This is a genomic window from Bacillus sp. S/N-304-OC-R1 (assembly GCF_019749375.1).
Taxonomy (GTDB): Bacteria; Bacillota; Bacilli; order Bacillales; family Cytobacillaceae; genus Cytobacillus.
Genome location: NZ_JACWFE010000024.1, coordinates 61,043 through 80,888 on the forward strand (window position 1 = coordinate 61,043; position 19,846 = coordinate 80,888).

20 protein-coding genes are annotated in these 19,846 nt (G+C 38.5%); 4 read left to right on the forward strand and 16 right to left on the reverse strand.

Annotation, left to right across the window (positions count from 1 at the left end):
* Positions 1 to 23 precede the first annotated feature (23 nt).
* Positions 24 to 2,291: a protein translocase subunit SecDF gene (secDF, locus tag H0173_RS18775; RefSeq protein WP_221848229.1), complete on the reverse strand. Its 2,268-nt coding sequence runs from the start codon at positions 2,289 to 2,291 to the stop codon at positions 24 to 26.
* A gap of 176 nt (positions 2,292 to 2,467) precedes the next feature.
* A complete protein-coding gene (locus H0173_RS18780) occupies positions 2,468 to 2,764 on the reverse strand; it encodes a post-transcriptional regulator (RefSeq protein WP_221848231.1) in 297 nt (98 codons plus the stop codon).
* A gap of 124 nt (positions 2,765 to 2,888) precedes the next feature.
* On the opposite strand from H0173_RS18780, the gene spoVB reads away from it, so the two are divergent.
* Complete coding sequence (gene spoVB, locus H0173_RS18785; RefSeq protein ID WP_221848233.1) at positions 2,889 to 4,448, forward strand: stage V sporulation protein B; 1,560 nt, start codon at positions 2,889 to 2,891, stop codon at positions 4,446 to 4,448.
* Between the two features lie 31 nt (positions 4,449 to 4,479).
* On the opposite strand, the gene H0173_RS18790 is transcribed toward spoVB, so the two are convergent.
* Entirely contained in the window at positions 4,480 to 5,130 is a 651-nt protein-coding gene (locus H0173_RS18790; protein ID WP_221848550.1) for a DUF421 domain-containing protein, read from the reverse strand.
* A gap of 236 nt (positions 5,131 to 5,366) precedes the next feature.
* Between H0173_RS18790 and H0173_RS18795 the strand changes: the two genes are divergently transcribed.
* Complete coding sequence (locus tag H0173_RS18795; RefSeq protein ID WP_396021277.1) at positions 5,367 to 5,726, forward strand: TIGR04086 family membrane protein; 360 nt, start codon at positions 5,367 to 5,369, stop codon at positions 5,724 to 5,726.
* A gap of 204 nt (positions 5,727 to 5,930) precedes the next feature.
* Here the strand turns inward: H0173_RS18795 and yajC are convergent, their stop codons facing one another.
* The 7 genes from yajC to H0173_RS18830 all read right to left on the reverse strand — a co-directional run bounded on the left by yajC (position 5,931) and on the right by H0173_RS18830 (position 11,095).
* Complete coding sequence (gene yajC / locus H0173_RS18800) at positions 5,931 to 6,218, reverse strand: preprotein translocase subunit YajC (RefSeq protein WP_221848234.1); 288 nt, start codon at positions 6,216 to 6,218, stop codon at positions 5,931 to 5,933.
* A 73-nt stretch (positions 6,219 to 6,291) separates the two neighbouring features.
* Entirely contained in the window at positions 6,292 to 7,431 is a 1,140-nt protein-coding gene (gene tgt, locus H0173_RS18805) for a tRNA guanosine(34) transglycosylase Tgt (RefSeq protein WP_221848236.1), read from the reverse strand.
* 31 nt (positions 7,432 to 7,462) lie between these two features.
* Positions 7,463 to 8,491, reverse strand: coding sequence for a tRNA preQ1(34) S-adenosylmethionine ribosyltransferase-isomerase QueA (gene queA, locus H0173_RS18810; protein WP_221848238.1), 1,029 nt, complete (start codon positions 8,489 to 8,491; stop codon positions 7,463 to 7,465).
* A 57-nt stretch (positions 8,492 to 8,548) separates the two neighbouring features.
* A complete protein-coding gene (locus tag H0173_RS18815; protein ID WP_221848240.1) occupies positions 8,549 to 8,755 on the reverse strand; it encodes a DUF2905 domain-containing protein in 207 nt (68 codons plus the stop codon).
* A complete protein-coding gene (ruvB, locus tag H0173_RS18820; protein WP_221848242.1) occupies positions 8,752 to 9,753 on the reverse strand; it encodes a Holliday junction branch migration DNA helicase RuvB in 1,002 nt (333 codons plus the stop codon). The genes H0173_RS18815 and ruvB overlap by 4 nt, the downstream gene beginning before the upstream one ends.
* Before the next feature lie 41 nt (positions 9,754 to 9,794).
* Positions 9,795 to 10,406: a Holliday junction branch migration protein RuvA gene (gene ruvA / locus H0173_RS18825; protein ID WP_221848244.1), complete on the reverse strand. Its 612-nt coding sequence runs from the start codon at positions 10,404 to 10,406 to the stop codon at positions 9,795 to 9,797.
* 140 nt (positions 10,407 to 10,546) lie between these two features.
* Positions 10,547 to 11,095, reverse strand: coding sequence for a BofC C-terminal domain-containing protein (locus tag H0173_RS18830; RefSeq protein ID WP_313770672.1), 549 nt, complete (start codon positions 11,093 to 11,095; stop codon positions 10,547 to 10,549).
* A 177-nt stretch (positions 11,096 to 11,272) separates the two neighbouring features.
* Between H0173_RS18830 and H0173_RS18835 the strand changes: the two genes are divergently transcribed.
* The gene (locus H0173_RS18835; protein ID WP_260631267.1) at positions 11,273 to 11,866 is read left to right on the forward strand and encodes a shikimate kinase; all 594 of its coding nucleotides are present in this window, start codon (positions 11,273 to 11,275) and stop codon (positions 11,864 to 11,866) included.
* A 47-nt stretch (positions 11,867 to 11,913) separates the two neighbouring features.
* Entirely contained in the window at positions 11,914 to 12,678 is a 765-nt protein-coding gene (aroD, locus tag H0173_RS18840) for a type I 3-dehydroquinate dehydratase (protein ID WP_221848247.1), read from the forward strand.
* Between the two features lie 29 nt (positions 12,679 to 12,707).
* On the opposite strand, the gene H0173_RS18845 is transcribed toward aroD, so the two are convergent.
* The 6 genes from H0173_RS18845 to nadB all read right to left on the reverse strand — a co-directional run bounded on the left by H0173_RS18845 (position 12,708) and on the right by nadB (position 19,819).
* Entirely contained in the window at positions 12,708 to 13,373 is a 666-nt protein-coding gene (locus tag H0173_RS18845; RefSeq protein WP_221848249.1) for a YhcN/YlaJ family sporulation lipoprotein, read from the reverse strand.
* 85 nt (positions 13,374 to 13,458) lie between these two features.
* Positions 13,459 to 14,448, reverse strand: coding sequence for an aminoglycoside phosphotransferase family protein (locus H0173_RS18850; protein WP_260631268.1), 990 nt, complete (start codon positions 14,446 to 14,448; stop codon positions 13,459 to 13,461).
* The gene (safA, locus tag H0173_RS22845) at positions 14,438 to 16,111 is read right to left on the reverse strand and encodes a SafA/ExsA family spore coat assembly protein (protein WP_221848253.1); all 1,674 of its coding nucleotides are present in this window, start codon (positions 16,109 to 16,111) and stop codon (positions 14,438 to 14,440) included. The genes H0173_RS18850 and safA overlap by 11 nt, the downstream gene beginning before the upstream one ends.
* Before the next feature lie 161 nt (positions 16,112 to 16,272).
* Positions 16,273 to 17,379, reverse strand: coding sequence for a quinolinate synthase NadA (gene nadA / locus H0173_RS18860; protein WP_221848254.1), 1,107 nt, complete (start codon positions 17,377 to 17,379; stop codon positions 16,273 to 16,275).
* 42 nt (positions 17,380 to 17,421) lie between these two features.
* On the reverse strand, positions 17,422 to 18,258 hold the full coding sequence (gene nadC, locus H0173_RS18865) for a carboxylating nicotinate-nucleotide diphosphorylase (protein WP_221848256.1): 837 nt from the start codon (positions 18,256 to 18,258) through the stop codon (positions 17,422 to 17,424).
* Entirely contained in the window at positions 18,227 to 19,819 is a 1,593-nt protein-coding gene (nadB, locus tag H0173_RS18870) for an L-aspartate oxidase (protein ID WP_221848258.1), read from the reverse strand. The genes nadC and nadB overlap by 32 nt, the downstream gene beginning before the upstream one ends.
* Positions 19,820 to 19,846 lie beyond the last annotated feature (27 nt).

Sequence of the window (19,846 nt, forward strand, 5' to 3'; positions counted from 1 at the left end):
GAGGCTTGAGAAAGTGAATATCATTATACTTGAGGTTCATCACTATATTTTCGTTTTTCTTTAACCGTTTTAATAACGCCTTTTTCTTTTAACTCCTTCGCTTTCCAATCACCCCATAACTGCGCAGCTAGGAATATTGAAGAATATACCCCTGCCACAGTTCCAATTAATAGAGCAATCGAGAAGTTGCGGATTGACTCACTTCCAAATATAAGCAAGCCCAAAATCGCAATAATTACAGTTAAAACCGTGTTAATTGAACGGCCCATAACTTGACGCAGTGCAGTATTTACAACATCGTGAATATCTTCAACAGATTTCAGACGTTTTTTCTTCTGCATGTTTTCACGCATTCTGTCAAATGTAACAATCGTGTCATTAATGGAATACCCGACAACCGTTAGTACTGCAGCAATAAAAGTAATATCTACTTCTAGACGCGTAATACTAAAGAAGGCGACAATTAGGAAAGCATCATGTAAGAGCGACACGACGGCAGGAATTGCCATCTTCATCTCAAAACGAACAGCTACATAAATAATAATCCCAATTGAGGCAATGACTAATGCAATCATTGCATTCTTAGCTAATTCCTTCCCAACAGTAGGTGAGACGGTGCTGACACTTGGGTCTGCTCCAAACTCTTTATGGAAGCTTGCCTTTAAGTCAGCAATCTCTTCTTTTGTTAGGACTCCTTTTAATCTCGCGACACCAATTTCTTTATTATTTCCAGAAATGACGATATCGTCAGTTTCGATATTAAGCTTAGCTAGTTCTGATTTCACTTCTTCTTTTGTTAAGGAGTCTTTAGATAAGATTTCAATTCGCGTACCACTTGAGAAATCAATACCCAAATTTAATCCAAAAACACTAACTGTTATGATTCCTAATGCCATTAAAACAATAGATAAACCATAGAATTTTTTACGGGATTTAACAAAGTCAAATTTATCGAATTTCGTCTTTAAATCATGAGTATCAAGGTTTTCTGCAATATCATGGATATCTTTCTTATTGACGCCAAACCAGCCTGGACGCTTATTGAATAAATTACTGTTTACCCATAGACCAAGGAATAATCTTGATCCGTAAACTGCTGTTAAAAAGCTTACTAAAATACTGATAATAAGCATTGTTGCAAACCCTTTAACAGAGCTTGTCCCATATGCAAATAAAACGACAGCAGCTAATATAGTTGTAATATTCGCATCAAAGATGGATGCAAATGAATTTCGGCTTCCTGCTTGGAATGCTGATTTTACAGTTCTTCCGACTTTTATTTCTTCTTTAATTCTTTCATATGTGATGATGTTGGCATCTACCGCCATACCGACCCCTAATATTAGGGCTGCGATTCCCGGCAGTGTGAGTACTCCATTCATCCAGTCAAAGATTAACAGAATTAAATAAATGTATACGGATAGAGTGACAGTCGCAATAAATCCTGGGAAACGATAATAGAAAATCATAAATAAGTAAATGACTGCAATCCCAATGATTCCGCCAAGTACTGTTTTTTGCATCGCCTGTTCCCCGAATTGAGCGCCAACAGATGTAGAGTATACCTCAGTCAGCTTAACAGGCAGTGACCCTGCATTTAACAGGTCCGATAAAGTTTTTGCCTCTTCCATTGTAAAGCTTCCTACAATGGATACAGTATCTTGATTAAATACTTGACTCACTCTAGGTGCAGATAAATAGCGCGGGTCTGGCTTACCAGCTTCTGCTTTGAATGAATCTTTTCCCTCTTCAAAATCAAGCCAAATCACTAATAAATTGTTCGGCTCTCCCATATTCACAATTTTTTGAGTTACATCTCTAAATTTAGTTGCACTCTTTAACTTTAGAGAAACACTTGGCTTCCCATTTTCATCAAAAGTTTGCTTAGCTCCATTTTCTGCTAAATCAGAGCCATCCATTAGTTTATTGTCATTAACATCCCGGAAAGATAAATTCGCTTCCGTAGATAGTATTTCACGTGCCTTGTTTTGATCTGTTACACCAGCAAGCTGGACACGGATACGATTATCACCCTCAACCTGAATATTAGGTTCACTTACTCCTAGTACGTTAACCCGCTTATCCAAGGCTTTAGCAGTGCTGGCCAAAACATTTTTATCGATTTTTTGGCCTTTTTCAATTGGTGAAACCTCATACAGAACCTCAAATCCGCCTTGAAGGTCCAATCCTAGCTTAATGTTCTTTAAAATGTTATTAGTTGTTGTACCCATTAAACTTCCAATTAATAAAACAATTAGAAAGAAGGCAACAATACGACCGCGTTTTACCATTATGAAAAAGTCCTCCTTAAATACAAGCCAAATGGCTTACAGCATAAAACAAGATGTTACTATTTTAAACTTAATTACTTCATAGAACAAAATAAAAAGCGACAGAAATACCAATTCCCATTATGAAACAGTTTGCAAAAGCTGTCAATTTAAAGAAAAGCGGAAGCGGTTTAAAGTTATTTTAAGAGCTTGCGAAGCTCATCTTCGTCACTAAAAGCAAAGTCTGCCCCCTTAAAAGCTTCGACCGTCGCATAATTGAAAAACTCGCCAACCTTAACAGAAAATATATCTTGAACTAATTCAGATATTCTTCTATTCTCATCTGCTTTTCGCCATTTTTTTCTTTTTAAAAAGTCCCAAAGCTCTTGCTCTGTCACTCGATCGTAACCTAATAACGAAAATTCCTCCTGCTTGCTTTTCAAAGCAGGCTTTAATTCATTGCGAAGATGATCATATGTATGGCTGATTTCCACTGCAGCCGCCTCCCTTAATTAAGTTAAAAGGAAAAATTACACTTTGCTTGTCATGCTTTGTCCACTTCGTTGCATATAGTTAATTGTATATGATAACACCTATTTTGAGAAGGCAGGGAGCCCAATGTCGAAGTTTTTAAAAGGAACATTGATTTTATTGGCAGCTGGACTTGTAACAAGAGTGCTTGGGTTTATTAACCGGATTGTCATTGCTAGGTTTATTGGAGAAGAAGGCGTCGGTTTATATATGATGGCTTTCCCGACATTTATTCTTGCCGTCACGATCACACAGCTTGGATTGCCTGTAGCCATATCAAAAAATGTTGCGGAAGCTGAAGCTCGAGGAGATCGGGCTAAAGTTAAGAAAATATTAGTTGTTTCATTAGCAACCACGATCACTTTATCGATTATTTTTACACCAGCGTTAATATTCTTAGCACCTATACTTTCCAAAACACTATTTACTGACTCGCGAACATATCTTCCGCTGCTGGCTATTGCACCCATTGTACCAATAATTGCTGTTTCGTCAGTCATTAGAGGATATTTCCAAGGCCGCCAAAATATGAAGCCTGCAGCAATTTCACAAATGCTTGAGCAGCTTGTGAGAATTACATTAATTGCGGCACTCACGAAAGCTTTTCTTCCATATGGAATTGAATATGCAGCTGCTGGGGCGATGTTAGCTTCTGTCATTGGCGAGCTCGCTTCATTAGTCTATTTATTAGCAACCTTTAAATTAAAAAAGAAATTTCGGGTTCGAAAGCATTTCTTTCAATATGTAAAAACAGGAAAAAGCACTTTTAGTGATTTGATGGCCATTGCCCTTCCAACAACCGGGAGCAGAATGATTGGATCTCTTGCATGGTTTTTTGAACCGATTGTTGTTTCACATAGTCTGGCCATTGCCGGCGTAGCTGCCATTGCTGCAACAAAACAATACGGGGCACTGACAGGCTTTGCACTGCCTCTGTTAATGCTTCCATCCTTTATTACCCATTCTCTTTCAACAGCCTTAGTGCCAGCTATTAGTGAAGCTAATTCAAGAAATAATAATCGGCTCATTGAATACCGCCTCCAGCAGGCACTGCGCTTAACCTTTTTGACGGGAGGATTAGCCGTTGTTATTTTATACGTGTTATCAGAAGAACTCATGAGCGTGATGTATGGTTCAAATAGCGGGGCTCAGTTTATTAAGCTAATGGCTCCATTTTTCATCTTTTATTATTATCAAGGTCCCCTTCAAGCTACATTGCAGGCATTAAATTTAGCAAGAGCTGCCATGATCAATAGCCTAATCGGGGCAGTTGTTAAAACTGCCGTCATTTTTATTCTGGCAAGCCAGCCTGCGTTTGGAATAAATGGAGTTGCAATGGGCATTCTTGTTGGATTTGTACTTGTTACATTGCTTCATTTTGCTACTGTCTTAAAAGCAATCTCGTTTACGTTCTATATTCGGGATTATTTAAAGACCTTTATTGTGATGGGTATTTCCGGTTGGGGGGGATTTTGGCTTCTTGACGTATTGAATTCACAAATGTCTCTCGTCATACGAGTTCTCATTATCTCTATAGCTATCTCCATTATTTATTTGATCCTTACTTTTTTTCTTAAACTTGTCAAAAAAGATGAAATCATCCGAATTCCATGGATTGGCCAGCCGCTAGCTAAATTTTTCCGCTAAAAAGGAAGTAAGAGACAGCCTAGTGCGTCTCTTACTTTTTTTCATTCTTTAAATCAATGTAAAACTGACCGTTTTCATAATTGCAAAGTGAAATATTTTGAATATCTGTATATCCTCTTTTTCGCAGCTGCTGGCGAAGCCAAAAATTTGTTTGATTAATTGCTGCCAAACTCGATTCTTGGATTTCACCATCCAGAATTAGTGGTACAGCTAAATTACCAGACTTCTTTTTTTCTTTTTTAACTACTGATAGCTCTCCTGTTGTCTCTAATATAGCAAACTCAACATCTGTAATCGCTCGAATATCTTTTCCCCTTAATTGGAGCAGCAGATCATCAAGGTTATAACGATGCTTTTTCATAGCCACTTCATCAATCTTACCTTTATTAATAATAATGCTCGGTTTTCCATCTATGACATCACGAAGCTTTTTACTTTTTAATGTTCCAAAAGCAAGAGAAACTTGAATAGCCATAAGAATTAGCATGGGGATAATATTGGTAAAAATAGGTGTTTTCGGATTTTCTATTGCTAATACAGCCATTTCTGCAATCATGATTGATACAACAAAATCAATTATGCTGAGCTGACCCAGTTCTTTTTTACCCATAATCCTATAAATACCTAAGATTAACGCATATAAAATAACTGTCCTGAAAATGATTACGGAATAGTCCATTATGCATTCCCCCCTCAAGATAACATTCTTTTTTATTATGAACTGCCATTAGCCAATCATGTGATTCATTTTTTCCCATTTTCCTTAAAACAGATTTTATTAATGGAAATTTTATTCTATTTTTAGTTTGTATGAATATGCTTGTACTAGCAGCATTGACAAATATTCAATCTGCTAATTTCACAACCATTTGAAGGGAGAGGGGCAATATAGAGGAATCAAGAAATGTTGGCAGTGCTATACTTTTTGGAATAATAGCCGTTTTTTTGCTTGCCATTATTAGCAGCTTAATCTTCTCACTATTATTAAGATTTACATCTCTTCAGGAGTCATCCTTAAAATTCATAATCACTGCCATTTCATTTGTTTCTTTGTTTATTGGCGGATTTGTTTCAGGCGGGAAGGGAAAACAAAAAGGGTGGCTGCTTGGCGGATTAACAGGGCTCATCTATTCCATCATTATTTTTCTCTTTCAATACTTAGGAAAAGATAGCGTTTTCGATGTTGAGCAAATCATCTACCATACTTGCTTCATGCTTACAGCGATGATGGGCGGAATACTTGGTGTTAACATGTCCAGTAAAACGAGAAGTGCATAAGAAAAGCGGAAGCGCCTTGGTCACCCCCGACAAGCACAAGACAAGCCTCACGGAAAGGTGTCCTTTCCTTTCTGGGAGGATTGGCTTGTGACCTCGAGGGGGTAGGCGCTGGAGCTAGACATTTCTCAAACTCGAGAAGTTATGCTTTAATATCTTAAAAAACAAAAAAGAAGCGGAATGTTTAATAACCCCGCTTCTTTCTTATTAAGATTTTGCAAGCATATCGCCGCCAGCAGATTCCAGAACTTCGCGAACTGCTGCACGATCGTATGTAAGACGGCTGCCGTCACCACATTTGATGACAACTTTCCCTTCATCGATTGCATCGACAAAGCCATGAAGGCCGCCAATTGTAACAATCTTATCTCCCTTTTTCAGGCTATTCTGCATTTGCGCAACCGATTTTTGACGCTTCTGCTGCGGGCGGATTAGCAAGAAATAGAATAACACAAACATTAATAATAATGGTCCAATTGTACCTAACATTTCCATTCTCTTTCCCTCCTTTCAAGTGAAAAATTTAGCTCAAAAAGTCCGGGTTGTCCATCTTTTTGAAAATGCATGTTTAGAAATTTTTCGCATTCGGTTTATTAAAACCATATTTCTCGAAAAATTCATCTCTAAAGTCACCAAGACGATCTTCTCGAATCGCTTGTCTGACCCCTTCCATTAATTTTAGCAGAAAATAAAGATTATGGTAAGTTGTAAGTCGAATTCCGAATGTTTCATCACAACGGATTAAATGTCTAATATATGCACGGCTGTAATTTCTGCATGTGTAGCAGTCACAATTCTCATCAATCGGGCCGAAATCTCTCGCATATTTTGCATTTTTCACAACTAATCTGCCTTCACTAGTCATTAATGTACCATTTCTAGCAATTCTCGTTGGCAGAACACAGTCAAACATGTCAATACCGCGAATCGCGCCATCAATTAAAGAATCTGGTGAACCGACTCCCATTAAATATCTTGGTTTATTAGAAGGAAGCAGTGGGGTTGTAAATTCAAGCACACGATTCATGATATCCTTTGGTTCCCCAACTGACAATCCTCCAACTGCATACCCTGGAAAATCAAGTGAAACTAAGTCCTTTGCACTTTGTTTACGCAGCTCCTCAAATTCTCCACCTTGGACAATACCAAATAAACCTTGGTCATTAGGACGTTTATGAGCCTTTAAGCAGCGTTCAGCCCAGCGTGAAGTTCTTTCAACTGATTTTTGCATATATTCAAATGTAGCTGGAAATGGTGGACATTCATCAAATGCCATCATAATATCAGATCCGAGTGAGTTTTGAATATCCATTGCTTTCTCAGGTGAAAGGAAGAGCTTATCTCCATTTAAATGATTACGGAAATGGACGCCTTCTTCTTCAATTTTTCGAAATTCACTTAATGAGAACACCTGAAAACCACCTGAATCCGTTAAGATTGCACGGTCCCAATTCATGAATTTATGAAGTCCGCCAGCTTCTTCCACAATTTCCTGACCTGGACGTAGCCATAAATGATACGTATTGCTTAAAATAATACCGGCACCCATTTGCTTTAAATCTTCCGGTGACATTGTTTTTACCGTTGCAAGCGTACCTACAGGCATAAAAACTGGTGTCTCAAAAGATCCATGCGGCGTATGAACACGGCCAAGGCGTGCCCCTGTTTGTTTACATGTTTTAATTAATTCATAGCGAATTGCTGTCAATTCCGTTTTCTCCTTCCATGGTGCTACCCATTCATATTATCAGCATCGCATCTCCAAAGCTAAAGAAACGATATCGTTCTTCAACAGCCTTGTTATAAGCGTTTAGTACATTTTCTCTGCCAGCTAGAGCACTGACTAGCATAATTAGCGTTGATTTAGGCAGATGGAAATTAGTAATCATTCCATCAATTCCCTTAAATTCATAACCTGGATAAATAAAAATATCTGTCCAGCCGCTGGCTTCAGCAAAACGCCCATCATGCTTAGAAGCAATTGTTTCCAGCGTTCTTGTTGAGGTGGTTCCAACGGTAACAATTCTTCCGCCTTCTTCTCTTACTTTATTTAAGAGATTCGCTGTGCCTTCTGTCATTTGATAAAATTCAGCATGCATATCATGCTCATTTATATCCTCAACACTCACAGGACGAAAGGTTCCCAGACCAACATGAAGAGTAATAAAAGCAATATGCACACCGATGCTTTTAAGTTCTTCCAGTAATTCTTCTGTAAAGTGAAGCCCTGCAGTAGGAGCGGCAGCTGAACCTCGTTCACGAGCAAAAACGGTTTGATAGCGTTCGCGATCCTCTAGCTGTTCTTTTATGTATGGAGGTAGGGGCATTTCGCCTAATTGCTCGAGAACTTCATAGAAAATCCCTTCATAGTGAAATTCAAGCGTTCTTCCGCCATGATCTGAGCTGCCAATGCATACAGCTGACAAGAGGCCATTGCCAAAAATAATTTTTGTACCTTCTTTAATACGTTTAGCAGGCTTAACAAGCGTTTCCCACACATTTCCTTCCTGCTGTTTTAAAAGAAGTACTTCTATTTTAGCACCTGTTCCCTCTTTTTCTCCTAAAAGTCTTGCAGGCAATACTCTTGTATCATTTAAAACAAGACAGTCACCTGCTTGTAAATAGCTCTTCAAATTTCTAAACGTATCATGTGTGAGAGAACCTGTTGATTTATTAAGCACCATTAATCTGCTGCTTGTCCTCTCTGCAAGAGGAGTCTGTGCAATTAATTCCTCTGGTAAATGAAAATCAAATAAGTCTACCTTCATGCTGTCACCAACTCTAAAATTATTCTTTCTTCACTGCTTTTGACTCTAATTCTTATTTTAGCGAAATTTCCCTAGAAAATAAAAAATCGCTGATAAAATAACACTTAACAAAATAGATGTTACGATTGGGAAATAAAAGGTTGTACTCCCCTTTTTAATGATAATATCTCCTGGAAGTTTCCCAATATTAATTAATTGTGATAAGAATCCAATGACAAAAATAATTGCCCCTATGATCATCAGCCATTTTGATAATCCAGTCAATCCCCGGGCACCTCCAACTGTAAATGACGATATACCATTTCTGTTACAATTCTTCCTCTTGGCGTTCGCTGCAGAAATCCAATCTGTAATAAGTACGGTTCATACACATCCTCGATCGTATGAGCTTCCTCCCCAATCGTTGCAGCAATAGTTTCTAGTCCGACTGGGCCCCCGCGAAACTTCTCTATAATTCCTCTTAATAATTTATGGTCAATATGATCAAGCCCTAAACGGTCAACTTGCAGAAGCTCCAATGCTACTTTTGCCTGAACTTCATCGATTTCTCCATTTCCTCTAACTTGAGCAAAATCTCTTACTCTCCTAAGCAGCCTGTTCGCAATCCTCGGAGTTCCTCTTGATCTTCGAGCAATCTCAGCTGCCGCTAAAGAGTCAATTTCTGTATCCAGCACTTCTGCTGTCCGTGTTACTATCTCTTGAAGCTGGCTTTCATTATAATATTCAAGCCTGCTTAGTACACCGAAGCGGTCCCTTAACGGAGCAGACAAAGAACCGGCTCTTGTTGTTGCACCAACTAACGTAAATGGCGGAAGATCAAGCCGGACAGATCTTGCACTTGGACCTTTGCCGATCACAATATCTAAACAGAAATCCTCCATCGCTGGATACAAAACCTCTTCTATTGTTCTTGGCAAACGGTGAATTTCGTCAATAAATAACACATCTCCTGGCTCAAGTGCGGTAAGAATCGCCGCTAAATCACCGGGTCTTTCGATAGCGGGCCCGGCAGTGGTTCGGATATTTACCCCCATTTCATTAGCGATTATCGCAGCCAGGGTTGTCTTCCCAAGGCCTGGAGGACCATAAAGCAATACATGATCAAGTGTTTCCTGCCGGAGCTTGGCGGCCTTTATAAAAACCTCCAAATTTTCCTTAACCTTATCCTGACCAATATATTGCTTTAAGTTTTGAGGACGCAAACTTTGTTCAAATGATAAATCTTGAACATCAGCCTCACTAGATATTAAACGTTCTTCCATAACATAATCACCACAATTTCGTTTAGTTGAAAACTAAACTATTATTTTAGCAGCCTTTGCAGCGCCTTTTTTATGTATTGGTCGGTTGATAGTTTTTCCTTTTTTAATTCCGGAGAAATTTTGTTTATTTCTTTTTCTGAATATCCGAGTGCCTTTAAAGCAAGAACCGCCTCTTCAAACTCTGGAATATGGTTCAATAATTGAGACTGTAATTTATCCTGTGAAAACAAGTCAGGAAAGTAGTCTGGAACGATGTTTTGCAGCTTCCCTTTTAAATCAAGAATCATTTGTCTTGCCGTTTTTTTGCCCACACCAGGGAATTTTACTAGAAATGCCTCATCCTCATTTTCAATGGCTTGAACAACCTGTTCCGGTTCTCCTGAAGCGAGAATGGCTAAAGCACCCTTTGGCCCTATTCCTGTTACGTCTAATAATTTTATGAACAGTGTTTTCTCTTCTCTCGTATGAAAACCGTATAAAGCAATAAGATCCTGCCTTACATGGTAATAAGTAAATACCTTTGCCTCTTGACCTAATTCCTTTGAAAAGCTAAATGGGTTGGGAGTTGAAATCTGATAGCCAATACCGTTATTTTCGATAACAACAAATTCTGGGCCAATATAGTCAACCCGCCCTTTAATAAATTCATACAATGCCTTTTCGCTCCTCTATTTTGCTGTACAACATTGTATCATACTTTAATCATATTCGTAGAAAAAAGGACACGAAACCTTTTATAAAACCCAAGAAAAAAGTGACAGCCACCCTTATAAGAGGATCCTGTCACTTTCTATTAATTCGCTTGCTTTTCGACTTTTGAATAAGACTTAAAGGTTTCCAGCACTTCAACATACTGTTCCTTCGTTTTTATCGGAATTCCCTTCTTTAATTCTTCACATTTTTTACTCTCCAGCCTGCCTAAATCAATCTGAAAAAAGGATTGAATAATATTAGAATTTTGTGGTCTTCCATTGAATATCGTTAATACACCTTTGTCAGTTATACCAAAATAGCCATTTGCTTTTAGCAATGGTGAAATATCATCGATATACTTGCGGAAAATCATCTGATCTTCATCCATATCAATTAGCTGCCACTGATCATATTTAGCCCAAAACTCCTCCATAGACCAGATCGTTTCTGTCACATTTTCTTGACTAACCTCTCCATCTAAGTACATACGCTCCAGTAAAACACTTATTTGCATAGGCTCTTGATTAGGTGTCAGCTCATTTTCGATATTTCCCTCTGCATTATTTTCATTTGCAAAGCTATGCACAGGGGAATTCAAGATGATAAATAAGACAATAAAACATAGCGAAAAGACCCAATTGGTTCTCACAATGATCACCTCATTTAAAATACGGTGTATATTATTTTAGTTTCTGCTCATTAACTATTGTGACCATCTTTTTCTAGCTTATCCGGTTATAATTAACAAATTTAGTACCGAATGAAAAAAATAAAAAAGCTATTAACTAAATATTTAAACTATGCTTAACACAGAAGAAGCTCTATAATGAGGAAAAGTTATTCTAACTCATTTTACTTAGGGGGATCACGTATTTTGGAAAACCGAGACATTCCTAAGAAGGAAAAAAGCATTGTATTTATTGGATTTATGGGAGCAGGAAAAACAACCATTGGGAAATTAGTAGCGGAAAAACTGGACCGTTCATTTATTGATACCGATGAAGAAATAGAAAATGAATATGGAATGCCCGTATCCCAAATTTTTCAGCGATTGGGTGAAAAGGAATTTAGGGAAAAAGAAAAAGCATTTATCACCAACTTGAGTCAAAAAGGTTTACAAATTCTATCTCTTGGCGGAGGAGCTTTTCTCCAAGAAGAAATTAGAGAAGCATGTTTAGCAAATTGTATTGTGACCTATATTCATATGTCTTGGGAAAGCTGGGAAAATCGGATTCCTTTAATTATGGATACCCGCCCAGTGCTGCATGGTAAATCACTAGACGAAATCAAAGAGCTTTTTGAAAAAAGACAAGAAATTTATGCTCATCATCATATTAAAATTGAGACGGACAACTTAGAAGCGGAAGAAATATGTAATCAAATAGTAGATATGTTGCTGTCTTATTGGGAACAGAAATAAGCATCCACCTGCTGTTCCTTTATAAAAAAACAAAGGAGCGGAGAGACTTGAAGAAAAGTATAGCAGTAAAAGATATTTTGATTGGAGAAGGCTCGCCTAAAATATGTGTTCCTATCATCGGTGAAAATCTAGATCAGATTATAGATGAGGCTGTCCAAATAAAAACACTTGGTCCAGACCTTGCTGAGTGGCGTGTTGATTTTTTCCAGGATGTTGAGGATATAGATAAAGTAGCAAAAGCTTTAAAAAAAATTCATGAAATCCTAACACCTATTCCGATAATCTTTACTTTCAGAAGTGCTAAGGAGGGTGGAGAAAAAGAAGTTAGTCTGGAATATTATACAGAACTAAACAAAGCAATGATAGAAACCGGATTAGCGGATATTGTTGATGTTGAATTATTCTGCGGCGAGGAAATCGTTACAGAAGTTGTAAGATTTGCTCATACCTATAACGTATTTGTGATCATTTCTAATCATGACTTTGAAAAGACTCCATCAAAAGAGGAAATAGTAAAACGATTGCGGAAGGCACAGGAGCTCGGAGGGGATCTTCCAAAAATTGCAGTAATGCCAGCAACATCAAATGATGTCCTAACTCTACTTGATGCTACAATCACGATGCATGATCAATATGCAGATCGTCCAATCATAACAATGTCAATGGCAGGAAAAGGCGTTGTCAGCAGATTATCAGGAGAGATCTTTGGCTCTAGCATTACATTTGGTGCCGCTAAAAAAGCATCTGCCCCCGGACAAATTGCTGTCTCGGAGCTACGGCAAATATTAAATCTTCTGCACTTAAATATGTAAGGAGCAAAGTTAAGCTTTGCTCCTTTCATTTATCGCTTTTTCAATGCGTTGAAAATATTTTGCGTATCTAAATTTATTTGATCCCGAGGTCCGCCTTCCCGTAAATCATTGTCGATTGCCTTTATTCGATTAAAGGTAGCTTGATCTGAAACAATATGTGCCTTTTTTCCATTCAAGTATGGTTTTACGGCTTTACGGATTTTTGCAAACGTTTCTTTCTCTTTATTATTATTAGCAAGGTGCACCGCAATAAGCACTTCATTTCCATTAACAAGAGATTGTACATCTCTTACATTATTTACGTGAGCCGCCCCATTAACTCGATTAATTAAATTTCCATCATATCCCTCATAATAGGAAGATCGCGGTTTTCTTTCTGTATTACCTAAATGTCCATGATAATTAGCATCACCTCTTACAAACCCATTGTTTCGAAGGCGCTGATAGTTTTGATCATGATCATTTAAGCTATTGTTCATCCATTCAGTAATAGGTCCATCATTGTCGGTTTCATCAAGAATACGGGCATTACCCCCGCCATTTCGCTCATTATCGCTATTTGAATAATAACCTACAGGCTGAACCGTATTGTTTCGGCGGTCTTGAACAGCGGTTTCATTATCATTAATTCCACATCCTACTAATCCAATGGTCAATAGGGTTGCTGCCGGAATGGCAAAGAGCTTTTTATTCAAGCGAAAACCTCCCTCGCTAATGTAAAGCATGAGCAATGAGCTCATTATTAGGGTGGCAGGTTTACCTTGCTTTCATTCTGTCCAGTTACGACCAATTACGCTTTTCAACTTTTTCTTTTAATAGCTGGCCAAATTCTTGCCGCTCCTTAAACTGACCTGCAGTAAGGCTTAGCAATTGTTCAATCTTTCCTTTCTGAAAATACGTTTTATCTCTCATTGCCCTGTTCCATTCCCTGAAAATATCTGTTGGATACGCGAGACCATATAAAAATCCTTTATCAAGCAAATAGGGCTGAAGGATTTCATATTCCTCCAACTCTTTGTAAGACCAATTTAAAAAAGGCAATATTCTGTTGGCATACTGAAGATAGTCCGAATGTGGATTTCCGATGCTAATTAAATCAAAATCAATGATAAAAATTTCACCATTTTTTGTCCGCAGAAAATTATGGTGAGCAACATCACCATGAAGAATTACATTATTACTGCTTTGGAAATAATTAGCTTCCTCCTGTATTCCTTTTAAAGACCAATCAGCCCATACTAACAGCTCATCTATTATTTCTTTTTGGACAAAGTATTTTATATTTGGCAAATAATTCAAAAAAATTGCAGCTCGTTCATTCCATTTTTCAAATTGCTTAAAAAAAGGGATATCGAATTGGAATTGATCTGCTAACTGATCTGTAACACTGTGGAAATGCTTTAATATTTTTAATCCATCAAGCCTATCTTCACTGTTCTTATAAGTAAATGATACTTCGGAAGGATTTATATATTCGAGACACATATAGAAGATATTTTCAAAATACAATGGCGATGGTTTTGCAAGTGAATAGAAGGAATAAGTGTTTGTAAATCCAATATGTCTTAATGAGGACAAAAAGTCTTCCTGCTGCTTGAGCCGAGAATAGGTTGGAAAACCCTTTAAAATAAATTCCATCTCTTTTGCTTTAATATAAAAAACTTGATTTCTAATTGGTGTTATTTTTTCGATTGAAACGGGGAGGTTTTTTTGTAAATAGGAGAAGAGACGATTATGAAATAAATCGTCTCCCCTATTATTAATCTTCATATTCACTGCTTTCTTCGAAGCTGCGAGGCATCCCGAAAGCCTGCCCCCCCATAGGTCCATATCCGTATGGGTTCATATATGGATTCATTTGTCCAGTCATTGGGTATCCCATTTGCTGGCCATATGGTGCACCATACATAGGAGCTGCTCCCATTTCATATGTTCCATAACCCGGATTATATGCCCCTTGGACCATTTGCGGCCCACCACAACCACAATCCTCTTTTGCTGCTTGAACTGGCATCATCGGCATTTGTGCCTGGGTTGGCATCATTGGCATTTGACTTTGTACTGGCATCATTGGCATCTGACTTTGTGCCGGCATCATTGGCATCTGACTTTGTGCCGGCATCATTGGCATCTGACTTTGTGCCGGCATTATTGGCATCTGTGCTTCAGTAGGCATTAATGGCATTTGTGCTTCCTCCATTACGCCCTGGACCTGTGGCATCGGCGCCATTTGCGGATACCCATATGGTTCACACATTTGTGGATATACGTATGGCATTGGTTCACAGAATCCCGAGCCAGGCATTACCGGAGATACAGGGTACATTTGGGCAGGATAAGGAGGACATGCTACCTCTGGATATTCAAAGGCCTGCTGCATAATCGGTGCAGTATAAGTTGGCTGTAGCGGCATCTGAGGAGCAGCTTGCTCAGCTCCCATTACATGCGCTGGCATTTGTGCTGCACCCATTAATGGTGCTGGCATTTGTGCTCCAGAATAGGCTGGACTCGTATATGGCATATGGTGCATTGGCATTGAAGAAGATGATTCATCACTCTCTACACCTGCTAAACCATGATGCGGCATTTGATACATTGGCGCAGCTGGTGCTTGATACATCGGCATAGCTGCTCCCTGAACTTGCGGATAGCCATAAGCTTGTGGGTATCCTCCAGGTAAACCAGTTCCTGGCATTACTGGAGAAACAGGATAGAAACTTTGTGGGTAATATGGTAACATCGGCTGATTAACCCCTCCTTGATGTGTATAAACAAATGATTCACTCTCAATTGATTCTGGGCTCTCTTGGGCTATGGGCTTAACTGGCGGAAGGATATTTACTGGTTTTGGCGGCAGTTGTGGTGGTTGCTTTAACAGTTCTTGCGGCATTTGTTTCGGTAATTCTTTCGGGAGCGGTTTTAGTGGTTCTTGCGGCATTTGTTTCGGCAGTTCTTGCGGCAGCTGTTTTAGCGGTTCTTGTGGCATTTGTTTTGGAAGTTCTTTTGGCATTTGTTTCGGTAATTCTTTTGGCAGTTGTTTCGGCACTTCCTTCGGTGCAGGCTGTTGTGCTGATAAATTAGCCATATTCAACATATAATAATTATTAATGTCAATTTCTGAAACAATCGGTTTTGGCATTTTTGGAGCATATTGTTTAGCTGGTACTTCTTTTGGTGGTGCCTGAATTGGCATCTCCTTAATCGGCATTTCCTTTTTAGCACCCATACTGACTTTTGTTTCCGGCACGCCCCCAATAGGAGCTTCTTTTTTAATGGATCCTCCTGATCCTGGAACTTTTATTTTCATACCGGGCATAATCATATCAGGATTGCTGAGCTGTGTATTCATCTTTTTCAGCTCTTCAAAATTCACGCCGTACTTTTTGGCGATCTTCCAAAGAGTATCCCCTTTTTGTACGATATGGATCTTCACTCTGATTTCCCTCCTAGTCAAATGTCCATATAGTGTATGTTAAAATGGGCAATTTGCTAACAATCCTACACAAAAACTTATGCAATTATTATTAATAATATGATTGGAGCCCTATTTTACAACTATTTTTACGAAAAAATAAAACCTCCTAAATGGAAGTTTTAAGATTGGACTAACATTCTGTCTAATGCAAGCTTAGCATTTGCTGCAATTGCTTCGTCCACTTTGATTCGATTGTGTTCCTCTCCTTGTTCAATAGTCTCTAAACACCAAACAAGATGAGGCAAATCAATTCTATTCATCGTCAAACAAGGGCACATATGCGGATTTAAAGAGATAATTTGTTTATCTTGGTGCTGATTTATAATTCGATTTACTAAATTCATCTCTGTTCCAATTGCCCAGGAAGAGCCTGCTTCAGAATTATTAATTGCATCAATAATATAGTTTGTTGATCCTGCCATATCGGAGAGTTCCACTACTTCCCTTGAGCATTCCGGATGAACAATTATTTTCATTTCAGGATAGTTTCTGCGAACTTGCTCAATGTTTGCAACTGTAAAATTTTCATGAACAGAGCAGTGGCCTTTCCAAAGGATTACTTTAATATTTTCTAATGGTCCTTTATGTTCAAGTTTGTCGCTGATTGGATTCCAAACCGCCATCTCATCTAAACCAACACCGAGATTATAAGCTGTATTTCTCCCAAGATGCTGGTCAGGTAAAAATAATATCCGCGATTTTTGCCCAAACGCCCATTGAACCATTTTTTCTGCATTCGATGAAGTAACAGTTGCCCCTCCATGAATCCCAACGAATGACTTAATCGCTGCTGTTGAGTTTACATATGTTAGCGGAAGAATCGTTTCTCCAAATAAGTCTATTAATTTTCCCCACGCTCTTTCCGTTTGATAAATATCCGCCATATCTGCCATTGAACAGCCTGCACGCATATCTGGAAGATATACTTTTTGATCTTCGGTTGTTAATATATCAGCTGTTTCAGCCATGAAATGAACACCGCAAAATACAATGTGCTCTGCTTCTTTATTCTCCTCAGAAAGCTGAGCCAGCCTTAATGAATCGCCAGTTGCATCAGCAAACTGAATCACTTCATCCTTTTGATAATGGTGACCTGGGATGAATAATTTACTCCCAAGCTTTTCTTTAATTGTCCTTACTCGACCTTCCAATTCCACTGTTGTCATATTTCTATATTTCTCCGGAAGAACGTTAAGATTTTTTTCAAGTGTTTGAAATAAGTTCATTCCATTTTCCCCCTTTACTCTTTTTCTCAAAAATTACTTATTTTACTCAAAGCTAACCTTCACACTTATATCTAAAGATTTAACTGAATGGGTTAAGAATCCAAGTGAGATAAAGTCAACTCCAGTGTCTCTGTAACCGGCAAGATTTTCTAGTGTAATCCCTCCTGATGCTTCGGTAATAATTCCATCAGGCACACACTGAATCCATTCCTTAATTTCTTCCGGCTGCCTGTTATCAAACATAATGACATCTGCCTTTGCAGCCGCAGCTTCTAATACTTGTTCTTTTGTCTCCGTCTCGACTTCAATTTTCACCATATGTCCAGCGCTAGCACGGACAGCTTGAACAGCATTTTGAATAGAGCCTGCAAATGAAATATGATTATCTTTAATCATGACCGCATCATAAAGGCCAAATCGGTGATTATAGCCCCCTCCGCAGCGTACTGCATATTTCTCTAACATTCTCAGTCCAGGTGTTGTTTTTCTTGTATCACAAATTTTTGTGTGAGTACTGTTTAACTCTGAAACCGCTTTATTTGTAATCGTTGCAATTCCACTCATTCTCTGAAGAAGGTTAAGGATCACTCTTTCACCCTTTAATAATTCTGCTGCCTTCCCTTCGGCAGCAGCCAATAATTGACCTTTTTCAATGCGATCGCCATCTTTTACATGCACTTTTGTCATTATGTCATTATCCAAAACAGAAAATCCTGTACGAATTATTTCTTCACCACAGAAGATTCCATTTTCCTTAGAAAGAAAAACAATTTTTCCTTTTTTTTCGTTTCCAAAAATAAGCTCACTCGTGATATCACGCTCTCCAATATCTTCTATAAAAAATTGCTCAAGTTGCAACCGCAGCTTTAGTTTGTTCATTCTTCCCATCCTTTTTTGTTTTTCGGCAATGTATAATTTGCTTACGCAGCCAATCTTCATTATTTTCATACGGGTAATCCTGCCTGAAATGGCCCCCGCGGCTTTCCGTCCTTTTTAAAGCAGAAGCTGTTATCAGTTCGGCTGTAATTAGCATAAAAATTTTTTCTATTTCCTTAATGGGCATAGATTCAAAATTTGCTTCAAGCAAACTATTAATATTGAAACTTTCTAGCCATTGTTTTTGCTTAGTTAACCCTTCCCTTGAACGGATAATCCCCACATGATCCATCATGGATTTTTGGATGTCGGGTTTAGATGGCAGCAGCTTTGGGAACATCTTCTGATCTTTTTGCACGTCATTTATATTCCAAACTAAATACTTCACTGGTGGCGAACTATTAATCCATTTAGCTAATTGTTTCCCTGTAAATAATCCTTCTAGTAAAGAATTGCTTGCAAGCCTGTTTGCACCATGGATGCCCGTACAAGCTGCCTCACCGATAGCATAAAGACCTGTGATACTGCTGCGGCCTATTAAATCTGTCTTAATGCCTCCCATTAAAAAGTGACTGCCTGGAACTACGGGAATAAGCGTCTCTTTCTTAAGATTGATCCCATATTGTTGACACAAAGCAGTTATAGTTGGAAAACGTTTTTCAAAGTTTGGCACATTAGCAATATCCAAAAAAACTTCCTCTCCCATTTGGAGATGATTATAAATCGTTTGGGATACTATATGTCTTGGTGCTAAATCTCCATAGGAATGAACACCTTCCATAATCGCACGCCCATCGTCCGTAACAAGACGCCCGCCTTCACCGCGAACTGCCTCTGAAACTAGACCAACAGCATTCCCGTTAATCCTGAGCAGAGTGGGATGAAATTGAATAAATTCCATATCAGCAACTTCAGCTCCTGCCTTATAGGCAAGCGCAATTCCATCACCTGTTACTGTCTCAGTATTTGATGTGTACGTATATAACTGTCCACAGCCGCCTGTTGCTAAAACAATATGCTCGCCAATAAAATACTCAATCCTGCCATCAGGAAATTTGCCTTTTAACCCAATACAACTGTTTCTATCCTCGTTCATTAATAAATCGAAGACGAAAAAGTTTTCAATAATTGTAATGTTGGGATGAATATTTCCTGACATATATTGAATTATTTTTTTTCCAGTGGCGTCCCCACCGCTGTGAACTATTCGATGTTTGCCATGTGCTCCTTCCATCCCTAATAAAAGTTCGCCGTCTCTGTTCTTATCAAATTGACATCCATCATTCATAAGGCTGTAAATTAAAGAGGGAGCTTCCTGAGTTAACTTTTTGACAGCTTCGGGATCATTATGAAATCGTCCAGCTTCTAACGTATCGTCATAATGCTTATCCGGATGATCATCACTTGCAATTGCTGCTGCAATCCCCCCTTGAGCAAAATAAGAATTACTATTTATTAAATTAGACTTTGTGAGAACTATCACATTTAAATCATAGCGAAGGCTCCTTGCTAGCTGCAAAGCTGCTATTCCGCTACCAATTATAATTACATTTGCCTGTTTCATTTTTACCTCCTGTTTATACAGGTGTCT